Annotated in this window: 24 protein-coding genes and 1 riboswitch; of the genes, 19 read left to right on the forward strand and 5 right to left on the reverse strand. The window is 41.6% G+C overall.

What is annotated here, in order from left to right; translation table 11 throughout:
* Window positions 1–10 precede the first annotated feature (10 nt).
* The 3 genes from qoxB to qoxD are packed head-to-tail and all read left to right on the forward strand — an operon-like array spanning window position 11 to window position 2,835.
* Window positions 11–1,969 carry a cytochrome aa3 quinol oxidase subunit I gene (gene qoxB / locus P5G49_RS12750; protein WP_301244316.1) on the forward strand — a complete coding sequence of 653 codons (1,959 nt, stop codon included), beginning with the start codon at window positions 11–13 and terminating at the stop codon, window positions 1,967–1,969.
* Window positions 1,956–2,552, forward strand: coding sequence for a cytochrome aa3 quinol oxidase subunit III (gene qoxC / locus P5G49_RS12755; RefSeq protein WP_301244423.1), 597 nt, complete (start codon window positions 1,956–1,958; stop codon window positions 2,550–2,552). Before qoxB ends, qoxC begins: the two co-directional genes overlap by 14 nt.
* A gap of 1 nt (window position 2,553) precedes the next feature.
* Complete coding sequence (qoxD, locus tag P5G49_RS12760) at window positions 2,554–2,835, forward strand: cytochrome aa3 quinol oxidase subunit IV (RefSeq protein WP_301244317.1); 282 nt, start codon at window positions 2,554–2,556, stop codon at window positions 2,833–2,835.
* Between the two features lie 175 nt (window positions 2,836–3,010).
* On the opposite strand, the gene P5G49_RS12765 is transcribed toward qoxD, so the two are convergent.
* Window positions 3,011–3,238 (reverse strand): hypothetical protein, encoded by a 228-nt coding sequence (locus P5G49_RS12765; protein WP_301244318.1) that lies wholly within the window; start codon window positions 3,236–3,238, stop codon window positions 3,011–3,013.
* Window positions 3,239–3,672: 434 nt separating this feature from the next.
* Here P5G49_RS12765 and P5G49_RS12770 point away from each other — a divergent pair, with 434 nt between their 5' ends.
* On the forward strand, window positions 3,673–4,578 hold the full coding sequence (locus tag P5G49_RS12770) for a polysaccharide deacetylase family protein (protein WP_301244319.1): 906 nt from the start codon (window positions 3,673–3,675) through the stop codon (window positions 4,576–4,578).
* Between the two features lie 132 nt (window positions 4,579–4,710).
* A complete protein-coding gene (locus P5G49_RS12775; protein ID WP_301244320.1) occupies window positions 4,711–6,516 on the forward strand; it encodes a sulfatase family protein in 1,806 nt (601 codons plus the stop codon).
* 43 nt (window positions 6,517–6,559) lie between these two features.
* Here the strand turns inward: P5G49_RS12775 and P5G49_RS12780 are convergent, their stop codons facing one another.
* On the reverse strand, window positions 6,560–6,940 hold the full coding sequence (locus tag P5G49_RS12780) for a helix-turn-helix domain-containing protein (RefSeq protein ID WP_301244321.1): 381 nt from the start codon (window positions 6,938–6,940) through the stop codon (window positions 6,560–6,562).
* 219 nt (window positions 6,941–7,159) lie between these two features.
* Between P5G49_RS12780 and P5G49_RS12785 the strand changes: the two genes are divergently transcribed.
* From P5G49_RS12785 to rsgA, 8 genes are all read left to right on the forward strand, one after another.
* Window positions 7,160–8,149: a YecA family protein gene (locus P5G49_RS12785; protein ID WP_301244322.1), complete on the forward strand. Its 990-nt coding sequence runs from the start codon at window positions 7,160–7,162 to the stop codon at window positions 8,147–8,149.
* Between the two features lie 144 nt (window positions 8,150–8,293).
* A riboswitch (TPP riboswitch) is annotated at window positions 8,294–8,400 on the forward strand.
* 76 nt (window positions 8,401–8,476) lie between these two features.
* Window positions 8,477–9,058: a YkoF family thiamine/hydroxymethylpyrimidine-binding protein gene (locus P5G49_RS12790; RefSeq protein ID WP_301244324.1), complete on the forward strand. Its 582-nt coding sequence runs from the start codon at window positions 8,477–8,479 to the stop codon at window positions 9,056–9,058.
* Window position 9,059: 1 nt separating this feature from the next.
* A complete protein-coding gene (locus P5G49_RS12795) occupies window positions 9,060–9,641 on the forward strand; it encodes an ECF transporter S component (protein ID WP_301244326.1) in 582 nt (193 codons plus the stop codon).
* Entirely contained in the window at window positions 9,634–11,004 is a 1,371-nt protein-coding gene (locus P5G49_RS12800; RefSeq protein WP_301244327.1) for an ABC transporter ATP-binding protein, read from the forward strand. The genes P5G49_RS12795 and P5G49_RS12800 overlap by 8 nt, the downstream gene beginning before the upstream one ends.
* Entirely contained in the window at window positions 10,985–11,740 is a 756-nt protein-coding gene (locus P5G49_RS12805; protein WP_301244328.1) for an energy-coupling factor transporter transmembrane component T family protein, read from the forward strand. The genes P5G49_RS12800 and P5G49_RS12805 overlap by 20 nt, the downstream gene beginning before the upstream one ends.
* Before the next feature lie 110 nt (window positions 11,741–11,850).
* On the forward strand, window positions 11,851–12,924 hold the full coding sequence (locus P5G49_RS12810; protein ID WP_301244329.1) for a metallophosphoesterase: 1,074 nt from the start codon (window positions 11,851–11,853) through the stop codon (window positions 12,922–12,924).
* 226 nt (window positions 12,925–13,150) lie between these two features.
* A complete protein-coding gene (locus P5G49_RS12815) occupies window positions 13,151–13,756 on the forward strand; it encodes a VanZ family protein (RefSeq protein ID WP_301244330.1) in 606 nt (201 codons plus the stop codon).
* A 213-nt stretch (window positions 13,757–13,969) separates the two neighbouring features.
* Window positions 13,970–15,049, forward strand: coding sequence for a ribosome small subunit-dependent GTPase A (rsgA, locus tag P5G49_RS12820; protein WP_301244425.1), 1,080 nt, complete (start codon window positions 13,970–13,972; stop codon window positions 15,047–15,049).
* Between the two features lie 73 nt (window positions 15,050–15,122).
* Here the strand turns inward: rsgA and P5G49_RS12825 are convergent, their stop codons facing one another.
* Both P5G49_RS12825 and P5G49_RS12830 read right to left on the reverse strand, forming a co-directional pair.
* A complete protein-coding gene (locus P5G49_RS12825) occupies window positions 15,123–15,326 on the reverse strand; it encodes a hypothetical protein (protein WP_301244332.1) in 204 nt (67 codons plus the stop codon).
* Between the two features lie 81 nt (window positions 15,327–15,407).
* Window positions 15,408–15,521, reverse strand: coding sequence for a hypothetical protein (locus P5G49_RS12830; protein ID WP_301244334.1), 114 nt, complete (start codon window positions 15,519–15,521; stop codon window positions 15,408–15,410).
* A gap of 198 nt (window positions 15,522–15,719) precedes the next feature.
* Between P5G49_RS12830 and P5G49_RS12835 the strand changes: the two genes are divergently transcribed.
* Window positions 15,720–16,544 (forward strand): 3D domain-containing protein, encoded by an 825-nt coding sequence (locus P5G49_RS12835; protein ID WP_301244336.1) that lies wholly within the window; start codon window positions 15,720–15,722, stop codon window positions 16,542–16,544.
* Window positions 16,545–16,661: 117 nt separating this feature from the next.
* On the forward strand, window positions 16,662–17,513 hold the full coding sequence (locus tag P5G49_RS12840) for an STAS domain-containing protein (protein ID WP_301244338.1): 852 nt from the start codon (window positions 16,662–16,664) through the stop codon (window positions 17,511–17,513).
* 39 nt (window positions 17,514–17,552) lie between these two features.
* Here the strand turns inward: P5G49_RS12840 and P5G49_RS12845 are convergent, their stop codons facing one another.
* Window positions 17,553–18,299 (reverse strand): arylamine N-acetyltransferase family protein, encoded by a 747-nt coding sequence (locus P5G49_RS12845; protein WP_301244339.1) that lies wholly within the window; start codon window positions 18,297–18,299, stop codon window positions 17,553–17,555.
* Window positions 18,300–18,493: 194 nt separating this feature from the next.
* Here P5G49_RS12845 and P5G49_RS12850 point away from each other — a divergent pair, with 194 nt between their 5' ends.
* The 4 genes from P5G49_RS12850 to fbpA all read left to right on the forward strand — a co-directional run bounded on the left by P5G49_RS12850 (window position 18,494) and on the right by fbpA (window position 21,760).
* Window positions 18,494–19,327, forward strand: coding sequence for a glycerophosphodiester phosphodiesterase (locus P5G49_RS12850; protein WP_301244340.1), 834 nt, complete (start codon window positions 18,494–18,496; stop codon window positions 19,325–19,327).
* Between the two features lie 178 nt (window positions 19,328–19,505).
* On the forward strand, window positions 19,506–20,201 hold the full coding sequence (locus P5G49_RS12855; RefSeq protein WP_301244341.1) for an RluA family pseudouridine synthase: 696 nt from the start codon (window positions 19,506–19,508) through the stop codon (window positions 20,199–20,201).
* 85 nt (window positions 20,202–20,286) lie between these two features.
* Entirely contained in the window at window positions 20,287–21,498 is a 1,212-nt protein-coding gene (locus tag P5G49_RS12860; protein WP_301244342.1) for a carboxylate--amine ligase, read from the forward strand.
* Between the two features lie 106 nt (window positions 21,499–21,604).
* A complete protein-coding gene (fbpA, locus tag P5G49_RS12865; protein ID WP_301244343.1) occupies window positions 21,605–21,760 on the forward strand; it encodes a Fur-regulated basic protein FbpA in 156 nt (51 codons plus the stop codon).
* Window positions 21,761–21,772: the final 12 nt, after the last annotated feature.

Here is a 21,772-nt window from a genome sequence, read left to right on the forward strand (position 1 = left end):
TACAAATAGAATGGATTACTTTGATCGATTTGCCATACCTCATCCAAGTCCTGCAATCTACGCATCAATGGTTGCCATCGGTCTAACGATGATTGCAATAGTCATAGGCTTGACCTATTTCAAGAAATGGGGATATTTATGGAGTGAATGGCTGACAACGGTTGACCATAAACGGATCGGTATCATGTACCTCATAGCCGCTTTGCTTATGCTATTCCGTGGAGGGGTTGACGCACTAATGATGCGTGCCCAAACCGCTGTACCTGATAACAAGCTCTTAGATGCGCAACATTACAATGAAGTATTTACGACACATGGGGTCGTCATGATCATCTTCATGGCAATGCCATTCATATACGCTTTGATGAACTTTGTAGTACCCCTGCAAATCGGAGCACGAGACGTAGCATTCCCACGCTTGAACGCACTTAGTTTCTGGTTGTTCTTCATGGGAGCTATGTTATTCAACATCTCCTTCGTTATAGGAGGTTCTCCTGACGCGGGCTGGACTTCTTATTTCCCACTTGCAGGAAATGACTTCAGCCAATCAGTCGGTACGAACTACTACATGCTATCGATTCAGATTGCGGGTATTGGTACGCTGATATCGGGCATTAACTTTATCACTACAATTTTCAGAATGAGAGCACCCGGCATGAAATTAATGAAAATGCCGATGTTCACTTGGACAACATTAATCACGAATGCGATTGTCGTTTTCGCATTCCCGGTTCTAACTATTGCTCTTCTCCTTGGAACAATGGACCGGCTATTCGGCGCACATATTTTCTCCATGACAAATGGCGGAATGGACATGCTCTGGGCGAACCTATTCTGGGTCTGGGGCCATCCTGAAGTGTACATTCTCATATTGCCTGCTTTTGGTATATACAGTGAAGTCATTTCAACCTTCTCACGCAGAAACCTTTATGGATATAAATCGATGGTCGCTTCAATCGTGATCATTTCGTTCTTCTCATTCCTTGTATGGATGCACCATTTCTATACAATGGGTCAAGGACCGCTTTCCAATAGTATTTTCTCAATCACAACAATGGCGATTGCGATTCCAACCGGTATCAAAATCTTTAACTGGTTGTTGACGATGCGAAAAGGAAAAATTAAATTTACCGTACCTATGCTTTACTCAGTAGGCTTCATCCCAATCTTTACAATCGGTGGGGTAACTGGCGTAATGTTAGGTATGGCAAGTGCGGATTATCAATACCACAATACGATGTTCTTAGTTGCGCATTTCCACTATACGATCATTCCGGGTGTTGTCTTCGCGATGCTTGCAGGCCTAACGTATTGGTGGCCGAAAATGTTCGGCTTCATGTTAAGCGAGCGGATCGGGAAATGGGCATTCTGGTTTATCGCAATTGGAACTAACGTAGCATTCTTCCCGATGTTCTTCACAGGATTGGATGGACAAGCGCGTCGGATGTACACATATTCCGAAGCAACTGGATTTGGTCCGCTGAATATGCTTTCCTTTGTTGGGGCAATCGGGCTTGCGATTGGGTTTGCATTGATCGTTTACAATATTTACTATAGCGTGCGTTATGCTTCAAGGGATATCGGATCTGATCCATGGGATGCGCGTACTCTTGAATGGGCGACTCAGACACCTGTCCAATCGTATAACTTTGCACGGACTCCACAAGTCGATTCCATTGAAGCACTTTGGGATCTTAAGAGAAACGGGAAGCCGGTATTCCAAGGTGAAATCGAAAAAATTCATATGCCGAATAGCAGCGGTATGCCATTTATCATGAGCTGTATCTTCTTTGCGTGGGGCTTCTCGCTTATATTCAGTATGTGGATCCCTGCAATTATTACAACGATAGCAATATTCGCATGCATGGCGCATCGTTCATTTGAAAAAGACGATGGACATTATATTTCAGTTGAAGAAATCAAAGCTACGGAAAAAGATTGGGAGGTGTTGAATGATGAAAATAGATAACTCGCTTCCACTTGAATATGCAAATGAACAAAATAAGATGAATATTTTTGGATTCTGGATTTTCATAGGAGCAGAAGTGATGCTTTTTGCAACACTTTTCGCTACGTATTTCACATTAGAACACCGTGTTGGAAATGGACCTGCCGGGGCAGAGATATTTGAGCTGACACCGGTCCTTATTGAAACACTTGTTTTATTGACAAGTAGTTTCACAATCGGTCTCGCTATGAATGCTATGAGACTTGGAAAAAAGAATGCAATGTTGACGTTCTTTTCGATTACTTTACTACTTGGTCTTGTGTTCCTTGGCGTTGAGATTTATGAGTTCACGCATTATGCGAGTATTGGCGCCGGGCTTCAGGTAAGTGCCTTCACGGGTATCTTATTGACGACATTGGGAACGCACGGGGCTCACGTTACAGTTGGTCTTTTCTGGGGATTGTTCATCATCATGCAGGTGAAGAAACATGGTCTAACTCCGAAAACGGCCAATAAATCGTTTATCTTTTCACTTTACTGGCACTTCTTGGATATTGTCTGGATCTTCATTTTCAGCTTCATCTACTTGAAAGGAATGATGTGAGATGAGTGAATTATTCCCACGTAAACAAGTGATGGGCTTCGTCTTTTCATTGGTTCTTACGGCAGCTGCGTTGACTGTCTATTTCTTGGATCTGTCTTTTATGGCTGCGATGACGGTTCTTTTGGCTACTGCATTTGTTCAGGCTGGCGTACAGTTGGTTGGATTTATGCATGTGGGTGAATCGGAAGATAGGACGATGATTTACATGAACATCTTTTATGGTGTAGCCATTGCATTGTTCACGATTTTTGGTACATTATTGATTCTGGTTTGGGATATGTAATACCAAAAGCGGAGGGCGCTCGTTAAGCTGCGACACGCGCTGGAGGACTTGAAAGAAAAGGCGCTCTTTGCCTTTTCTTTCAAGACCGAAGCAACCCGAGCAGTTAGCGCCCGGAGCTGGATGATAAAGACGTAATAAAAGGGAGTGCCCGTTTGGGTGCTCCCTTTTTGAATAGTTATCGGATAAGTTGTCTTTTCACTTTTTCCTGCATTTCTTCTGTTGCAACGAAGAATACTCCCATTAGGAAAATGAAAATGGCGCCCATTATTGTACCGATTCCTACACCGGTGATTGCACTGTAATCGCTTGCAAAAAAACCATATAAGAAAATGGCGATTCCGATGGTAAGGACGGTTAAACCAACAATTTTTACAGCGTTCAACATTTTTAATTTGGATTCCATTACCAACACCCCTTTTCTATATTATTGACTTTGTTCACAAAGTTGTCAAATATATTTTTAGCTTCAGTAATACATTACCCGATAAAACTCTCTACTAAGCAAAAAGCAAACAAAAAAAGTCCCCGTTTGGGAACAGAAACTACTTTGACTCTTTTTTATTATTTAATTAAGTAAGTAGTTAACACTTTTTACAATTATTGCATTTTGATTTATCTGCACCACATTTTTTGCATTTTGCCATTCAATCACTCCTTTGCATGGTATATTCAACCTTATTCTAATGCGGTTGGGGATATGCGCTATGATAACTTGGCCAATAAAATTCTTTTTTCACGAGTACTTCGATGTAGTCGAATGGTTCGGGTTAATTGATTCAGTATAGTTGCAATGCGAATGGGAATCTTAAAGCCAACATATTAAATGGAGGACTTTCGATGAGGAAAAACGGTTGGCTATTTCTTGTTATTTTCATAGTTGCACTTGGAAGCGTTGCGATGCAGGGCAAAGCAGGCGGGAAGGATGCATTATATCAAGAGATTCTTTCCAAAAGTGAACAGCATGATATAGAACCGATTGATGCAAAAATTGATAGAGTATGGAAAGCTATTCCAGGATACAATGGGATACGGGTAAATGTTGAGGCAAGTTATAAAAATATGAAGAAGGAAGGCAAATATGATGAATCGAAACTTGTTTTTGAGGAAGTGCCTCCCGCTGTTCATTTAGATGATCTGGAGCCACAACCAATTTTCAGGGGGAACCCTGAAAAACCGATGGTCTCCTTGCTCATTAATGTAGCTTGGGGAAACGAGTTTATCCCTCCAATCCTCAAAATTTTAGATGAACAAGACGTGAAGGCAACGTTTTTCTTCGATGGCAGCTGGACAAATAAGAATCCGGATTTAGCTAAGATGATTTATAAAGAAGGGCATGAAATCGGTAACCATGCTTATAGTCATCCCGATCTCCAGAAGCGTTCGAGGGCAGAGACAATGGAAGAAATCACAAAAACAAATGATGCCATTTTTGAAACGTTAAACGTTGTACCTAAATGGTTTGGCCCTCCAAGTGGAAGTTTTAATCAGCAAACTGTCGAGGTCGCTCACGAACTGAAGATGAAAACGATTTTATGGACAGTCGATACAGTTGATTGGAGAAAACCTCACCCTACTGAAATGGTTAATCGTGTCCTGTCCAAAGTGGAAAACGGCTCAATGATTCTGATGCATCCTACAGATCCTGTGGCCAAAGGCTTAGGGACGATGATCACTGAAATTAAAGCAAAGGGTCTGCAGATAGGAACAGTAAGTGAACTCATGAGTGAAAATAGAGTTAAATGATAATACACTAAAAAGCCCGTATTCCATTTCGGGCTTTTTTGCTTTTATTGTGATTCAATTTCCGATAGGTAGTGCACCCATTCTTAAAAAAGAACATACCATAGAACAGTAATCTTTACAGGAAAAAGGGGTGTGAAATTGGAACAACAATCCAAGAATCAGTCAGACGCTGTACTCCAACATAAGAAAAAACCAAATTTCCTTTTCATCATTGTGGATGAAGAGCGTTACCCACTTGTCTATGAAAATGAAGAACTTACAAAGTGGAGGAAAACACATTTGAAAACACAGGAGCTCCTCCGTAACAATGGAATGTGTTTTTCCAACCATTATATTGGCAGTACTGCTTGTGCCCCCAGTAGAGCGACCTTGTTTACAGGACAGTATCCGTCACTTCATGGCGTAACCCAAACACCGGGTGCTGCGAAGGGGTCGTTTGACGACGATTTGTTTTGGCTTGACCAGAATACTGTACCAACAATGGGTGACTACTTTCGAACAGCTAACTACCGCACTTTTTGGAAAGGGAAATGGCATATTTCCGAAGAGGATATATTGATACCGGGTACACATGATTCATTGCTAAGTTATGATCCGAATACAGGTATACCGGATCCTACGAATACACGGAGTTATGCGCGGGCGGATCGTCTTGAGCCATATGGATTTTCGGGGTGGATAGGGCCTGAACCACATGGCAGCGATCCAAGGAATTCGGGATCGTCCGCAGCAATGGGGGTTAGTGGTCGCGATGCAATCTATGCTGAGGAAGTAGTGTCGTTAATCGATGAACTTGAGAAAGGGCATACAAAGGAAAGCAAGCCATGGCTTATCGTCTCGTCATTCGTAAACCCCCACGATATCGTTTTACTTGGGTTATTTACTCGTTGGCTACCCACCTTCAACTTTAAGATAGATCCTTCCGTTCCGATAATTCCTCCTGCACCAACCGCAGATGAATGTTTACAAACAAAACCGACAGCGCAGCAAAGCTATCGGGATACGTATCAATTGGCATTGCAGCCGACCTTCGATACTGATTTTTTAAGACGCTTCTACTTTTCACTCCAAAAAGAAGTGGACAATGAGATGTTCAAAGTTTTTGAAGCACTTCGAAATTCTATTTTCTATGAAGATACCATCATTGTTTTCACATCAGATCATGGGGATTTATTGGGCTCGCATGGTGGTCTTTTTCAGAAATGGCATAATGCATATGAGGAATCGTTACATGTCCCACTGATCATCCATAGCCCAAAGTTGTTTTCAGGCAGGCAACAGACAGAAATGTTAACAAGTCATGTCGATATCATTCCAACCTTATTGGGACTCGCCGATATTTCGATTGACTACGCTCAGGATATGCTGCGGAGGGATCATACGGAGGTGCATCCACTTGTAGGACGGGATTTAACCCCACTTTTAAAAGGGAAGAAAAAGTTTTCGCGGGCTGGTGAACCGCTGTATTTCATGACGGATGATGAGTTTTCAAAAGGATTGAATCAAGTGACGCTAACAGGTAAACCGTATGAGTCTGTTACACAGCCAAATCATTTGGAAACTGTTATTACAACAATGAAAACAGGCAACAACCAAAGTGAGGAAAAATGGAAACTATCCCGTTACTATGATAATCCCCAGTTTTGGAGCGATCCGGGTGTAAAGGATCAAACTACGGTAACTAAAGGTACTTTCCCAATTTCGGAAAATAGCGAGGCGGCACTTACAATTACCACCACAAAAACGGAACCTGCGCCAACACAATATGAATTATACAATGTTACAACGGATCCCTATGAGGAAAAAAACTTAGCCCATCCGCAATTTGCAACTTCAGAAACGAAGTTTATTCAACATACATTGTTAAAAATTCTTGAAAAACAGTCCAAGCAAAAACGACTATCCCCGACAAGTGGGAATGTACCTGGGAAACGTTAAAAAAAGGGCCAATTGAGCATAAATCAACGCTCATGGCCCCTTTTCACTTTTTTCCATAATCGGATTTTTTGTCAACGGTACGTATAAAGTCTTTTGCCATGTTGACGACATATTGGACATCAACTAAATCTCGTTCTAACAGCACTGATCGATGGATGTCAATTAACAGTTTCTTATCTGTAATATCTTCGATCTCTGAGAGGTATTGAAAGTTAAATAGTTCCACTGGTGTAATCTCAAGAGCATCCATGATTTTTTCAACAGTACCTAATGTAGCGTTGCCTTTTCCGTTTTCAATTTCCGAAATCCGCGCCCTTGCGATTCCCGCTTTCTCCGCCAACCATTCCTGCTTAATTCCCTTTGCTTCCCTTACCATCCGCAAATGGATTCCAACAAGCCGTATGAAGTTTGAAGAAGTTGTCAAACAAATCACCTCTAACTATGAGGTTAGTGTAATTTATGGGAATTGATTATCCTTATATAAACGACAAAATATCTACAGTGTACTGTATAACGTACATAAAAACCGAGAGGAGACATCCACTAACTAAGGATAACCGGCAACAGTAAAATGAAGTTCTGTCGAAAACTCCATAAAAATGTTAAACTTATAATGCTGAAATTTTTAAAGGAAGTGTTATAAATGATTGGAAGAAATGATCCATGCCCATGCGGCAGTGGCAAAAAATATAAGAAATGTTGTCAATCAAAAGTAGCGGTCTCAGTAGAAACCGTTCAAATGGAAGAATTAGAACGCGTGCTACAATCATTTTATGATGAGTATCCAGAGCGTAAAGATATTCCTGAGTACATAAATTTAGCAAATGAATGGAAAAGTTCATTGTTGAAGTATTTACCTGAGGAAATGATTGAAGCAATTGTGTTGGATGAATTCTTTTTCCATCATCGCACCGACATCTATCATGGCTATTTGGAAAAACAGAAGAAAAAGTTGATGCGACCTTCAGTTTTGCAAGTAGTCGACACATGGCAGCATCCTCGTGCATTCATTGGAGAAGTGAAGGATGTGGATGATGCTTACATAACCGTTCAAATGATCTTTACAGATGAAGTGATTCGACTGCGTCGAGAAGGCGAGAAGCCTGTACCTGAAGGCGTCCACTTATACTGCTTCATCCTGCCTGACGGAACAGGGAATGAGAATCACTATTTGGCCGTGTCGAGCCTGATTTTCTTCCCGACAGACCATACGAGTATCATCAAGGAATTTGCGAAGCGATATACATCTCAAGAATCAGTTTCGGACTTCATTAAAGAAAATTCGCTCGAATTCTGGCGGATTCTTGGGGAGGCTGGCTATGCAGGTGGGGAGTTTACAAACTTTGAATCAGGGGTTTTACTATCGGCTATGGAGTTCCTACAAAAGCATGACCGCGAACCGAATAAGCTACTTGACGTGATTGAAGACTTTTTAGTGGAACAACAACCGAATGCCCGGAAGGAAGTAGCGATTGCTGCAGGCGCCATCCGGTTTGGTCAGGAACATTCGTTTTTTGAACCAATATCCATGACATTGAAAGAAATCGCTGAATGGTTCGAGGTATCCCCTTCATCCATGAATAAGTATTATAAAGAACTTTGTGCATATTATAGTGATAAAGTTTTGGTATAACGTCTTGGGGTTTATGAGTATTTGAAGGATAGTTGTAATATACGAATCTACGACACGGACGAAAGAACGAGTTTGCAAGATTTCATTTACAATAAAAAATTCTTCGTCTATACTGGTGGCAACATAAACAATAACTACATACCGTTTCTGCACTAGGGGTGCCTATTACTGGCTGAGATGAAAGCTGACGCTTCGATCCCTTACAACCCGATCAGGATAATGCCTGCGTGGGAAAGTGTAGTGGCTTTCCGATTGTTTCATATTGGAGAAGTGCTACATCTTCCGGGATGTAGTTTTTTTATGGAAAATTTCGGGAGGTCGAAGGAAATGAAATGTGGATTAAGTCCAATCGTCGGATTTCGATTTTCGTTGTATCCGATGGCAGATGATTTTGTAAGTGTGATTAAGAAAGCGCTTGAAGAGACGGATACGTCAAATGTTTGGATGCACACGGATGATGTTTCTACTGTCATTCGGGGTAAGCAAGTACATGTGTTCAACGTAGCAAAGGCGATTTCGCTGCATGCGGCGAAAACGGGTAAGCATATTGCTTTATCCGGGACTTTTTCAGCAGGATGCCCAGGGGATACAGCGGGTGATGTCTATTTGGATAAAGAAGATGAAGTGTTGAATACGGATACGACGAAGCAATATGTATCTTCCCAGTTTGCGCTTTATCCGATGAATAATCCGGCGTATATGGACATCATTTACCGTGAAGTGGACCGGGCGAAGGAACAGGGTATGTTCAATGAGTCGATGCATTATGCGAGCGGCATTCACGGGGATATCCATGATGTGTTTGCATTTTATGAAGAGGCTTTCAGCAATGCCCGTTCTGAAGAACATAAGCATTTGGTCATGACAGTCTCGATGAGCATCAACAGTCCGTCGCATGGAGGGCTGTAAAATGTTGAAGTCCTGGAAGCTGAAAGAGGTCGTCCTCATGTCGTTGTTTTCGGTCGTTTTTGGAATCGTCTATCTGTTGTTTTTGCATGTCGGGAATATATGGGCGGGGTTCATTGGACCGATTGCCTATGAATGGATTTTCGGAATCTGGTTCATAGTGTCGATCATTTGTATGTATATCATCCGGAAACCTGGGGCAGCTGTCATTTCGGAAACAATCGCTGCTGCCATTGAGGTGCTGTTAGGGAATGCGGTCGGCCCGAGGTTGATTCTTGCAGGCGTCATCCAAGGGTTAGGGGCTGAGGCGGCATTTGCAGCAACTCGCTATCGGCGGTTTGATGTATGGGTGCTGATGATGGCGGGTGTCGGCGCATCGGTTTTCAGTTTCACTTACGGTTATTTCTTAGGTGGATTCACGGTGTTCAGCACAGGTTATGTACTGCTAATGCTTAGCATACGGATTCTCAGCGGAGCGATAATTGCTGGTATTGGCGGGAAGGCGGTCGTCGATGGGTTGCTTTCTACAGGCTCGCTTCAGGGATATGCCATTACGCGTTCAAAAAAAGGTGAGGCTCGTGCGTGAAGTAATCCAGTTTGATAACGTAAGTTTCCGCTACCCCGATGATGAGAAGTGGATTTTTGAAGATCTATCATTCTCCGTCGGAAAAGGCGAAAAGGTTGTCATTACGGGGCCGAGCGGAAGCGGAAAAACGACGATGCTCTATCTTTGCAACCGGCTGTATCCCGAAAACTGTGATGGCATCGTAAAGGGCTCCGTTGTTTTATTCGATAAAAGTAGTCAGTCCTATTCGCCGGGTGAGGTGAATCATCGTATCGCGACGGTATTTCAAGACCCGGATGCACAGTTCTGCATGATGACTGTAGAGGAGGAGCTTGCGTTCACTCTTGAAAATTTGAATGTGGACCGAAAAGAGATGGATGGACGAATTGAAGAAGTATTGGAGCTGACAGGGTTAACCAAGTTCCGTCATTCAGTCATTCAACAGTTATCCGGCGGAGAAAAGCAACGGATTGCGATCGTCTGTGCATTGATCATGGATCCGGAAGTCCTGCTGCTTGATGAACCGATTTCCCACTTGGATCCGTTTACCGCAAAGCAGTTCATTAGTTGGCTGGATGAACTGCAACAGGAACGGTCTTTGACAATCTTGGCGATTGAGCATCGACTCGATTTATGGGGAGACTTTTTTAATCGTGAAATCCAGTTGGAGCGTATAAATGACGCCAATCCAATGAGCAAAAGGATCAGCAGCAGGCAGGAGCATCAGTCATTGGACGTAAGCGGAGTGAGCACGGGTGCATTTCTGAAAGACGTTTCCTTCACATTGGATCGGGGGGAAGTGGCGGTTCTTGCAGGTCCGAATGGAAGTGGAAAATCGACATTGTTGAAAGCATTATGCAAATTAATTCCTGCGGATGGAACTGTGCGTCCCTCTAATTTGGGGTATGTTCCTCAAACACCGGAATTTTTATTCGTGACGAAAACGGTCCGGGATGAAATTGCATACGGCGGCGGTACTCACGCGGAAGAATTGCTTGATCGTCTGCACTTGGCGGCAATTGCGGATGCCAATCCGTTTGCAGTGAGCCATGGGCAAAAGAGGCGAGTGGCGATTGCTTCGATGCTATGTGATGGCAGGGAAATCATCTTTATGGATGAACCAACATCCGGGCAAGACGCCGCTTCACTTGTCGAGTTGTTCCGGTTGATCGATGAGCGGGCAAGGGAAGGTACTACTTTTTTGATCGTCACCCATGATATGGAGTTTGCGTTCCATGTGGCGGACTCGATCTTATTAATGAAAAATGGAATTTTGACAGGGAAGTATGATGCAAATCAAGTTTGGCGTGATGAAGAGTTGCTGTCGAATCATCATCTGCTTCAGCCAAAGGGGTGGGTGGAACATGAAGTCTGCTTTGCATAATATGAACCCAGCAGCAAAGTTCATTGTCATCACGATTTGCATGTTGACGATGGCGTTCTTTTTCAATCCATGGACGCCCTTGCTCATGTGGATTGGTGTGCTATTCATCCAACTACTGTTTAGCCGTATTGATTGGAAACTGTGGATTTTATTCATGATTCCGTTTTTTATCATGGCATTCGGCTACTTTTGGACGACCCTCGTGTTTGCGGAAGACAAGTCTGGACCGGTTGTACTTTCGATTTGGTCAATCAATATCACTGAAATCCAATTAAATCATGCACTGTCGATAAGTTTTCGTGTCTTGGCATTTTCCGGGTTGTCCTTGCTATTCGCGTTGACAACAAACCCTGTTTCATTCATTTTAAGCCTCATGCAACAACTGAAGCTGTCGCCGAAAATTGCATACAGTATTTTGGTCGGCTATCAATTCCTGCCTGTACTGAAAGATGAATTTGTGCAAATCCAACAAGCCCATCGTCTTAGAGGAGCAATGCAAGCGAAAAGTGTCTTTCATCGACTTTTTCATATGAGGAAAATTCTCCTCCCTATGCTTGCGGGTGCTGTGCGAAAAGCGGAACGGGCGGCATTTGCGATGGAAGCAAGGGGATTCACGGGAGAGAAAAGGAAAAGCTTCTATAAGGTTTTTAGCGTCTGCAGATTGGATGGCTATTTGGTTAGCCTCTTCATGCTGTTGCTAGTAGTAAGCTGTATGAGTGCTTTGTATATGAATTAATTTACGAGGGTCCCGAGTGGAGGGGCCCTTTTTCCGTTCATTTCCATATTTATGGTATAGTCATTTGTATAGAAATTCTGATAAACGTTCAGAAAAGGGGAAATCGTCTTATGATCGATGTAAGGGAATTGAAGTTGGATAAAGACAGACGAATCATTATTACGTCGGATGTTCATGCAAACCTGCCGTTGTTTCAGAGATTACTTGGGCAAGTGAATTACACAACGGAAGATTATTTATTCATTAATGGCGATCTTTGCGAGAAAGGGTCGGATAGCCTATCGACGGTGGCCTTTGCAAGAAGTCTACAAGCCGAGTCAGATCGGGTTTACATTACAAAAGGGAATTGCGATGTCCTTCATGAGTATGTATTTAATGATGTAGAGGGCATTAAAAACTACATGAGGCAGCGGAAAAACTCTATTTTAAATGAAATGATTGAGCGTCATGGAAAATCACTTGATGATTTTAACACGCTTCAGGAACTTGGAAAATTCTATCGTAGTCATTTTCAATTGGAACTTGACTGGCTTGATCAATTGCCGATTGCCTATGAAACAGAGGGTTTTATCATCATCCATGCCGGTATTGAAGACATCCCGAATTGGAAAGAGACAAGCCGTGAATTTGCATTGTCCGCTTCTTCGTTCTATGACAAAGGGCATCAGGCAAATAAGACAGTTATCGTAGGGCATTGGCCAGTCGTTAATTATCGGGCTAAAACAGTAAGTTCAAATTCTCCAGTCATTGATTTGGATAAGAAGATTATCTCCCTCGATGGCGGCAATCAAATTAAAAGGGACGGGCAGTTAAATGCCCTTATTATTGAAGGAGAAAAAATCACGTATACATATGTAGATGAGTTGAATGAAATAATCGTCTCAAAGGGCCATATGGATGGAACGGGTCGTGTCGGAACGGTTACGTACCCAAACTATGAACTGCGTGTGATTCACGAAGATGAGTTTTTCACACTTTGTGAAAATACGAATCTTGGTATTCAGCAGTGGATCAAAAACGAGTTTATTCATGAAAATATGTGTAAAAATGATTTAAGCACGACTTTTTTATCTGTTAATGAAGGAGAAACTGTTTCAGTTATCGATGTGCAACAGGATGGATATGCATTAGTGAAGTTAGGCAGTGGAGAAGTAGGGTGGATTCCGAAGGATTGCTTGTTGTAAGTAGAAAAGCTTCGGTGGCATACACCTGTCGAAGCTTTTTATTGTGAGTCAAAGGTCCCAAAACGACGATAAATCCCGGGAAATGACCGATAACTTTCGGGAAATGATCGATAAATCCCGGGAAATGACCGATAACTTTTGACGGATGAAAAAAGTCAAAGGGAACAACTCTAAGATTGAAAACGTCAAGCTCTATAAGAAGAAATCGGCGTCAAAAGGAGAAGCTATGTGGTTAATTAGTATGTATGTCATCAAGATGTTAGCGTATATGGTTGTAGCGCTGCCCATTTACTTACTTATACGCAGTATCATCATCAAAAGAAGGAAGCGCCCCGTAAACAAGTTGCATGAAGTGTTGCTTGCCTTATTTATACTATACTTAGTGGGCCTCGCATCCCAGACAATTATTCCGAAATGGAGTATCGGCGTGGACGGAAGTACGGGAAAGTTCTACTTTGATGTTTATATTTTTAATCGTATGTCGAGTGTAAATCTCATTCCGTTCCGAACAATTATGAATTACTTTCAGGCGAATGAACATGTTAGTGGTTGGAGCAGCGTTTCGCTTGTGAATCTTTTAGGTAATATGTTCGTTTTTTCTCCGATTGGCTTTTTCATTCCTTTGTTATGGCGAAGGATGGATTCATTTAAAGCAATCTTGTTCATAGGATTTGGTGTCACTTGCTTCATCGAAGGCACCCAATATTTCATCGGTCGCAGCACGGATATTGATGATATCATCCTGAACACTTTTGGCGTAATTATTGGATATGGCGTCTATCTCGCTTGGAAAGTCTTAGCCATGCCTGAAAATAGTGTTGACCGCAAATAGTTATTTTGTTATGATAAAAACAACTTTCAGAAAGTGGGGTGATGTTTTATGGAGAAAATCAATACGGCTATTGCGCAACTGATCGGAACCATACTGTCACCCGCGAGACTTGCCAATTAGGCATGTCTATTCTGTTATGCGCGTGAAAGCATGGTATCCGATCCGGAACCATGCTTTTTTATATTCACGAACATAACTGGAGGAATACCATTGATTAATTTGAAAGAATACGGTTGGAACGAAACACATGAAAAGAATTTGAATGCACTAATTAATGAATTGAAAGCTGACAATATTGTAGCGGGACGCGTAACGCTTGAACATAAACGGATGTATCGTGTTATGACTAAGGAAGGGGAATGGCTTTCCGTCTGTTCGGGAGCATTTCAACATGCTGCATTCGAAAGACGAGATTTTCCTGCAGTAGGGGACTGGGTCGTTGTAGAACGAATGCCCGGTGAGGAAAGGGGAATCATTCACGCCATTCTTCCACGAACATCACTGTTTTCAAGGAAATCGGCAGGGTCAACAATTTCAGAGCAAATCATCGCGGTGAATGTTGACATCGTATTCCTTGTCATGTCGATGAATCATGACTTCAATGCAAGAAGATTGGAGCGCTATCTTGTAGCGGCATATGATTCCGGTGCGACCCCGATTGTTGTGTTGACGAAAAAGGATCTTTGCGAAAACCCTGAGTATTATATTGAACAGGCTGCGTTTATCGCCCCCGGTGCAGATATTTATTCGGTGAGCAATACAACTGGTGAAGGAATCGAGCTGCTCACTGACTTATTGAAGGGTGGCAAGACTGCGGCATTGTTAGGTTCTTCCGGGGTCGGGAAATCTTCACTCGTCAACGCTATTTGCGGGGACGGAACGATGACGGTTCAAGGTATTCGGGAAGACGATGCGAAAGGCCGTCATACGACGACGCATCGGGAACTTCTGAAAATACCGACTGGAGGAGTGCTCATCGACACGCCCGGGATGAGGGAGTTCCAATTATGGAATGAAAGCGAAAGCTTAGACTCGGGATTTAAAGATATCGAGGCGCTTTCCAAAACTTGCAAATTCAATGATTGCCGACATGTCGGAGAACCTGGGTGCGCGATTCAAGAAGCCCTTGAGTCAGGGGATTTAGCCGAGGACCGTTATTCTAACTATGTGAAACTGCAAAAGGAACTTGCGTTTCTTGATCGGAAGATGAACCGCCAAGCGCAGGCTGCCGAGCGCGATAAATGGAAAAAGATTACGAAAGGAATGCGGAAGCATCCTTCAAAGAAAAAGTAAAACGAGCGTCAGGGAAATACAAAAATAAAAACAGACTGCGGATCATCGAACCCGATGCCCGCAGTCTGTTTTTTTAACCCCTTGGATTCTTATGAATCCGCTCTTTACGTAGATCTTCCTTCATATCATCCAGGTTGATGGTATCCACTGTCTGCATGTCCTCGTGCATATCAAATAAACTCACGCGGTCGGACGGGATTCCTTCCGGATGCGCCAAATAGCGAAAATCAATATTTTTTCGATTTTCTTCGGACGTGGTATGTTCTGATTTTGACATCTTTATTGCCTCCCCAATAAGTACTTTCTTATAGGATTGGCAATATCAAGGAATTTATCCACGTATGGCTACCTTACACATCTATCTTCTGCGCGGTATTGCAGTTGCTTTTTCTTTGGAGAATAGTTTGCGCGCTATCGGATAGACGATAGGTGCCCATTTAATAGCTGTTTTAATAAGTCTTCCTATTTTCATTTTATTACGCTCCTTTTATATATTAATTTGCCCTCTCTTACTGAAAGATAAACAAAATTCCCGCCATCTACTACAGTTACAAAATGCCAATCAATTTTTTGTTTGACATTTTTCATACTTTCTTTTTCAAAAAATGTTTGATTTTGAAAGTTTTGGGGCAGGATGGGGGAAATTGTAAGAGAGGAGAACTACTTTTCAATGAAAATGAAAATGATTTTTTTAACTGTTGTTCTGACATTTTCTTATAGTGTCCAAGCTGAAGCAGCCGTTGGCACAACGGAACAGGATGAGTTTAAAGGGGACATAGTCAATGTTTCTTTTGACACACAGGAATTTACGGAAGATATAGAGACAGTCCAAAATGACATTCCTTTTATGGATTTATTAGCAGGGGAAATACCACATGTTTATCCACCGCCTGAGATTTTGAATGATTTGCCCAAAACGTACATGGTACTCGAGGGGGACAATCTGTTTCGAATAGCGATGAATCATAACATTTCTCTTGAGGAATTAATGAGTTTGAATGACTTAACGGGAGATTTGATCCATCCGGGTGATGTCTTAGTGATTGCTGATGGGAAACCTGTCGAAGATGTGGGGATTGTTCAAGTCGCATCTATCACACCTGAAACGGTCCCGGAATCAAAAGAATTAGAGGAAATAGAGGAACCAAAACAGCCAAAAAAACCTGCTTTCCAAGCTTCCATTTCAACTCCGCCTGTTAGTGAAGGAGATGAATTTGTTGTCACAGCCACTGCATATACTGCGTATTGCAATGGTTGCTCGGGAACGACAGCGTATGGAATTGACTTACGTTCCAATCCGGATCAGAAAGTCATTGCGGTCGATCCGAAACTCATTCCGCTTGGAACAAGAGTATGGGTTGAAGGCTATGGAGAAGCGATTGCAGGGGATGTTGGTGGAGCTATAAAAGGACATAGAATAGATGTCTTCATCCCTTCGTATGATAGTGCGATGGAGTGGGGAGTAAAAAAGGTGAAAATTAAAGTTTTGAATTAATGTTTTAATTAAACTGACATGCGTTGGGAGTCTTTTGTCCCCCAATGCGTGTTTTTTTATTCATAGTTCCCTCTATGGTACAATCGTCTAAAGTGTGTATAACGTGGGGGTAATGGTATGCAAGATATAAATCATGAACTTTATAATTTCTTATGCGAGAATACAGATTTGATAACCGAGAAATGGTTGTCGAAGCGTGAAGAAATAGATGGCTCCATTTACTCGAAAAATGCTGAGAAGTGGGCCGTAAAGACAATAGCAGAACAAAACACATTGACCAACTTGACTGTCGCGAGCAGTTTGCTCAACGATTGCAATGTGTTTCAGGAAAACAAAAAAAACTGGGCTTTAGTTGTGGCAGAAAGTCGGGTTAACAGCAACACACCTATTCATGAAGTATTGGATGCACTAGCAAAGGTCAGGACAACCTATTGGCACTTTATCGAGCAGTTTGTTGAAAGAGAAGGGAAGAGGGTTCTTCGATCAGACATCATGAGCTGGGGAATTGCAATCCATATGGCGTTTGATGAACTAATGGTAGAGTTCTCAACAAGGTACCACGAATTGATGAACAAGCGATTAAACGCACAACAAAGCCTGATCGATGAGCTGAATGCACCAATTATCAAGCTGAATTCTACGATTGGTGTATTGCCAATTATAGGGGATGTCGATACAACGCGGGTTCAGGTCATATCAGATTTTGTTCCCCACAGATGTACCGAGCTTGATGTGAGTCATCTTTATATCGACTTATCGGGCGTATCTATTCTTGACACGATGGTAGCCAATCATATCTATCAACTTACTCAGATACTTGACCTGCTTGGTATTGAATCCACGATAACAGGAATCCGGCCAGAAATTGCACAAACTTCAGTCCAATTAGGATTGGATTTTTCGAGAATCCGTACTACAAGTTCATTGCAATTAGCTTTGAAGAATGTATTTAGAGAAAAAAGTTTATAAAACAAAGAAGAAAGCATCCGGCTCACTACCGGATGCTTATTATTTTACCTCTATACCAAATAGATCCTTTATAACAGCTACCTTTTCAGAAGGTCCTAAGTGCCTACTTGTCTTATTGCCGTTTTCATAAGTTGACAGTTCATCATCATATAATGATATCCGCCCTCTTTCTGTAGCCATTGTTATGATATCAACATGAGTGAATGTAGAATCTGCAGAGACTTGATTGAAAACACAGCCCTCATGGAAGTCTTCGAGTCGCTTTGGAGCGGTAGGGAATTTATAAATCATACGGGATTCATCATTTCTAGTCCGTGTGAGAACCAATGTTGAATCATCGAATTGCTTAACTGCATAACTTCCGCCCATATCTGTACATAGATCTCCATTTAACGGAATTGGAAGGATGGTAGAATCCCCAAACCCGACATCGACTAAATATGTCTCCTCTAAATGAACGAGTATTGCCGCATGTGTATCCGGCTTCGCCCATTTCCCGTTTGGTCGATAGACCGTTGCAGCGACCAAGGACGCATCATATCCTAATTCGACCAATAACCAATGGAAAAGACCGTTTAACTCATAGCAATATCCTCCACGCATCTTTGTAACAATTTTTTCATAGATTGTATTCAAGTTTAAATAAATAGGAACTTTACGGATGACGTCTAAATTTTCAAACGGAACTTTCCTCATATGCAGAAATTGCAGTTCCTTCAAGTTTTCGGTTGATGGAAAAGTTAAATGAGTTGCGTTAAATCGCATGAGATACTTGTCAACATCCATTCCTCTAACCCCCTTGCTTCTTACTCTATCCTATCATGTTAGAAAATTGTTGTGAATAAAATTAAGGAAACCTCGTTGGGACATTTTGCCTATTAGGTAAATGGAAAAAAGGGGTATTCAAGTCTCATATAATGTGATATTATAATAGAAAGATAATTCGGATTATAATCCGATGAGAGATATGGGGTATTGATATGAGAAAACAGAATCTTATTTGGATGGCAATTATTGGAGCCTGTTTATTACTTCTAGTTGGATTCAACGGCCAGACAAAACGGGTGCATCAACCGAATATGATGAGTATTGCTCATAGAGGTGCCTCCGGTTTCGCACCCGAAAATACCCGCTCAGCCTTCCAAAAGGGAGTCGAACTCCAGGCTGATTATTTGGAGTGCGATGTTCATCTATCAAAAGATGGAGAGCTTATTATCATGCACGATGACAACATCGATCGTACAACGGATGGAAACGGTTTCATAAAGGATTATACATTAGCCGAGTTACGACAGTTTGATGCTGGAATTACGTTCAGTGAGGAATTCCAGGGTGAGTCAATCATGACACTCAATGAACTGTTAGATGAATTCTTTGACAAGATTGGTTTATTAATTGAATTGAAGAATCCTGCAAACTACCCGGGAATAGAAGAGAGCATTGTATCTTTATTGAGGAATTATGAAGATTTAAGTTCAATTATAGTCCAGTCATTCGATGTCGAATCCATGAAAAAAATGCATTCTTTGCTTCCAGAGTTGGAAGTGGCTGTCCTTGTTCGTCCAGCCGAATCACTTTTATCCGAAAAGAAATTGGATGAATTAACTTCATTTGCTTCATATGTTAATTTCAATGTATCCTTTATTAACAAGCGCATGGTGAATAAAGTACAACAACGCGGTAGCAAAGTCCTCGTTTGGTCAAAAAACGACAAGAAGCTTGTCTCGAAAGCTCATAAGTACGGGGTCGATGGAATCATATCCGATTATCCTACATGGCGAATTGACAAACCGATCTATCTCGTACAAGAATAGTAGTGATTGAAACCGGAATCCTTGGATTCCGGTTTTTTAATGCGAAAAACCACTTTATTCTAACTGATTCACTGAAAATATATAGTATGATAGACGGAATGGAGGAGATGCATTATGAAAAATGGAAAATCATTTACTATTATTCGTCGGGCAGTCTTTACGAAAGGAGCTGTGAAAGATGATCATACGCATTTTATATGAAGACAATCATTTACTTGTTGTCGAAAAACCAGTGAACTTGCCGGTTCAGGCAGATGAAAGCGGCGATGATGACCTACTTACAATCTTAAAGCAGGATTTGAAGGAGCGCTATCAAAAGCCCGGTAATGTCTACCTTGGATTGGTTCATCGACTGGATCGTCCAGTAGGCGGTGTCATGGTGTTCGCAAAAACATCTAAGGCTGCATCCCGCTTGTCTGATATATTACGAAAACGGGAAATTGAAAGGACCTACTTGGCAGTCGTACGTGGAAATCTAAAGAGATACGGTGTATTGGAACATCACTTGTGGAAGGATGCGAAAAAGAATAAAGTACATACGGTTAAAGCGGGACACCCCGATGGAAAAAAGGCCATTCTTCAGTATGAAACAATAGAACAAAAGGACAATATGAGCCTATTGCAAGTCCGTCTTCATACAGGTAGATCACATCAGATCCGCGTTCAGTTATCAGCTTCCGGTTCCCCCCTTTACGGAGATCAAAAATACGGGCAACATGTGAATAAGCCCGGCCAGCAAATTGCTCTATGGGCGCATACCCTTGAATTCCCTCACCCAACAACAAAGGAACTGATGAAATTTGAATCGGTACCCCCTTCCGACCATCCGTGGGTTATTTGGGAGAGGATAAGTGGCAGAACAGTTACTGTATGAAATTGTCAAAGCAGGTCATCTAGCTGATTGACATAGAAATTCCATACCCCTACACTTAGAATGAGTAAATCAGTTGGAGGAAATTATGACAAATCCATTTATCCCGATTATTGTCGGAACCGATATCAATGCATATAATATGGCAATTTCATTTCACGAGGCGTATGGGATACACCCAATCCTTGTTGGAAAGGAATCTTTATCATTTACAAGCTTAAGTACAATTCCCGGGGCGATTGAATTGTTCCCGAAGCTTGGGGAAAAGAAAGAGTTTCCAGCTATCTTAAAACAAGTAGCAAATAAGTACAAAAATCCGCAGAAGAAATTGCTGCTTATCGGCACAAATGATCTTTATGTCCGTCTCATCATAGAGAATCGTGATGTCCTTGCCGAAGATTTTGTGTTCAATTATATAGATGAGCCACTTTTAAATAATTTACTTGTGAAGAAGAATTTTTATCAGCTTTGTGAAGAGCATGGAATTGATACGCCAGCAACTTATTTTTATTCATGTAAAAACGATGACCGTTTCACAGAAGAAGTCATGTTCCCGGTTATCATCAAACCAAGCAACGGCGTAGAGTACTATAAACATCCATTTTCAGGTATGCAAAAAGTTTACAAAGTCGACTCACATGAGGAAATTCAAAGAGTCATTGAAACGATTAAGAAAAGCGGCTATCAAGATGATTTGATCATCCAGGACTTTATCCCGGGCGATGATACGTATATGTGGGACTCCGTCTTTTACATTAACAGCAAAGGCAATACCGAGCTGATCACTTTTGGACAAGTAGTGCTTCAAGAGCATACACCTACTGCAATCGGTAATTACACAGCTGTCATTACAAGATACAATGAAGAAATGATGTTGAAGTTGAAGGGCTTCTTGGAGGCACTCAATTATGTAGGGTACGCCAATTTCGATTTGAAATATGATCATCGGGATGGCAAATTTAAAGTGTTTGAAGTGAATATCCGTCAAGGCCGTTCAAGTTATTATATAACGTCCTGCGGTCATAATATGGCGAAAAACTTTGTCGATGATCTCATCTATAATGTCGAAAAGAAGTTAGTCTTACTGGATGAGAAGTTCCTATTCACAGTCGTTCCAAAAATTGTGCTTAAGAAATTTGTCGACAATGTAGAAATCCGTAAAGAGATTAAGCAGTTGTTAAGAGCCGGCAAATACGCCAATCCACTATTCTATAAAAGGGATCAAAGCTTCAAAAGGAAACTTTATCTCTTAATGAGACAAATTAATTACTATCGTAAGTATAAAGACAATAAATGGTAATCTGAATGAACCTAATTGCATACGTGCAATTGGGTTTTTTTAGTGAAGTTTACAGTATTGAAGGAAGTGGAATAGATAAGTGACTAGCTCAAGGAGGAATTACAGCATGAGGAAACAACACCATAACCAGCAGTTCGATTCAAAAAGAAACACAATCATTGAGAACCTTGTGAATGAAGGTGTTTATAAAATAAATGGAAAACAATTATACGAGCTTTCTTTATATGAATTGTTGAAACAGTATACAATGAGAATAGAGTGAATCATTGGGGGG

The sequence above is a fragment of the Sporosarcina highlanderae genome, assembly GCF_030433715.1.
Taxonomy (GTDB): Bacteria; Bacillota; Bacilli; order Bacillales_A; family Planococcaceae; genus Sporosarcina; species Sporosarcina highlanderae.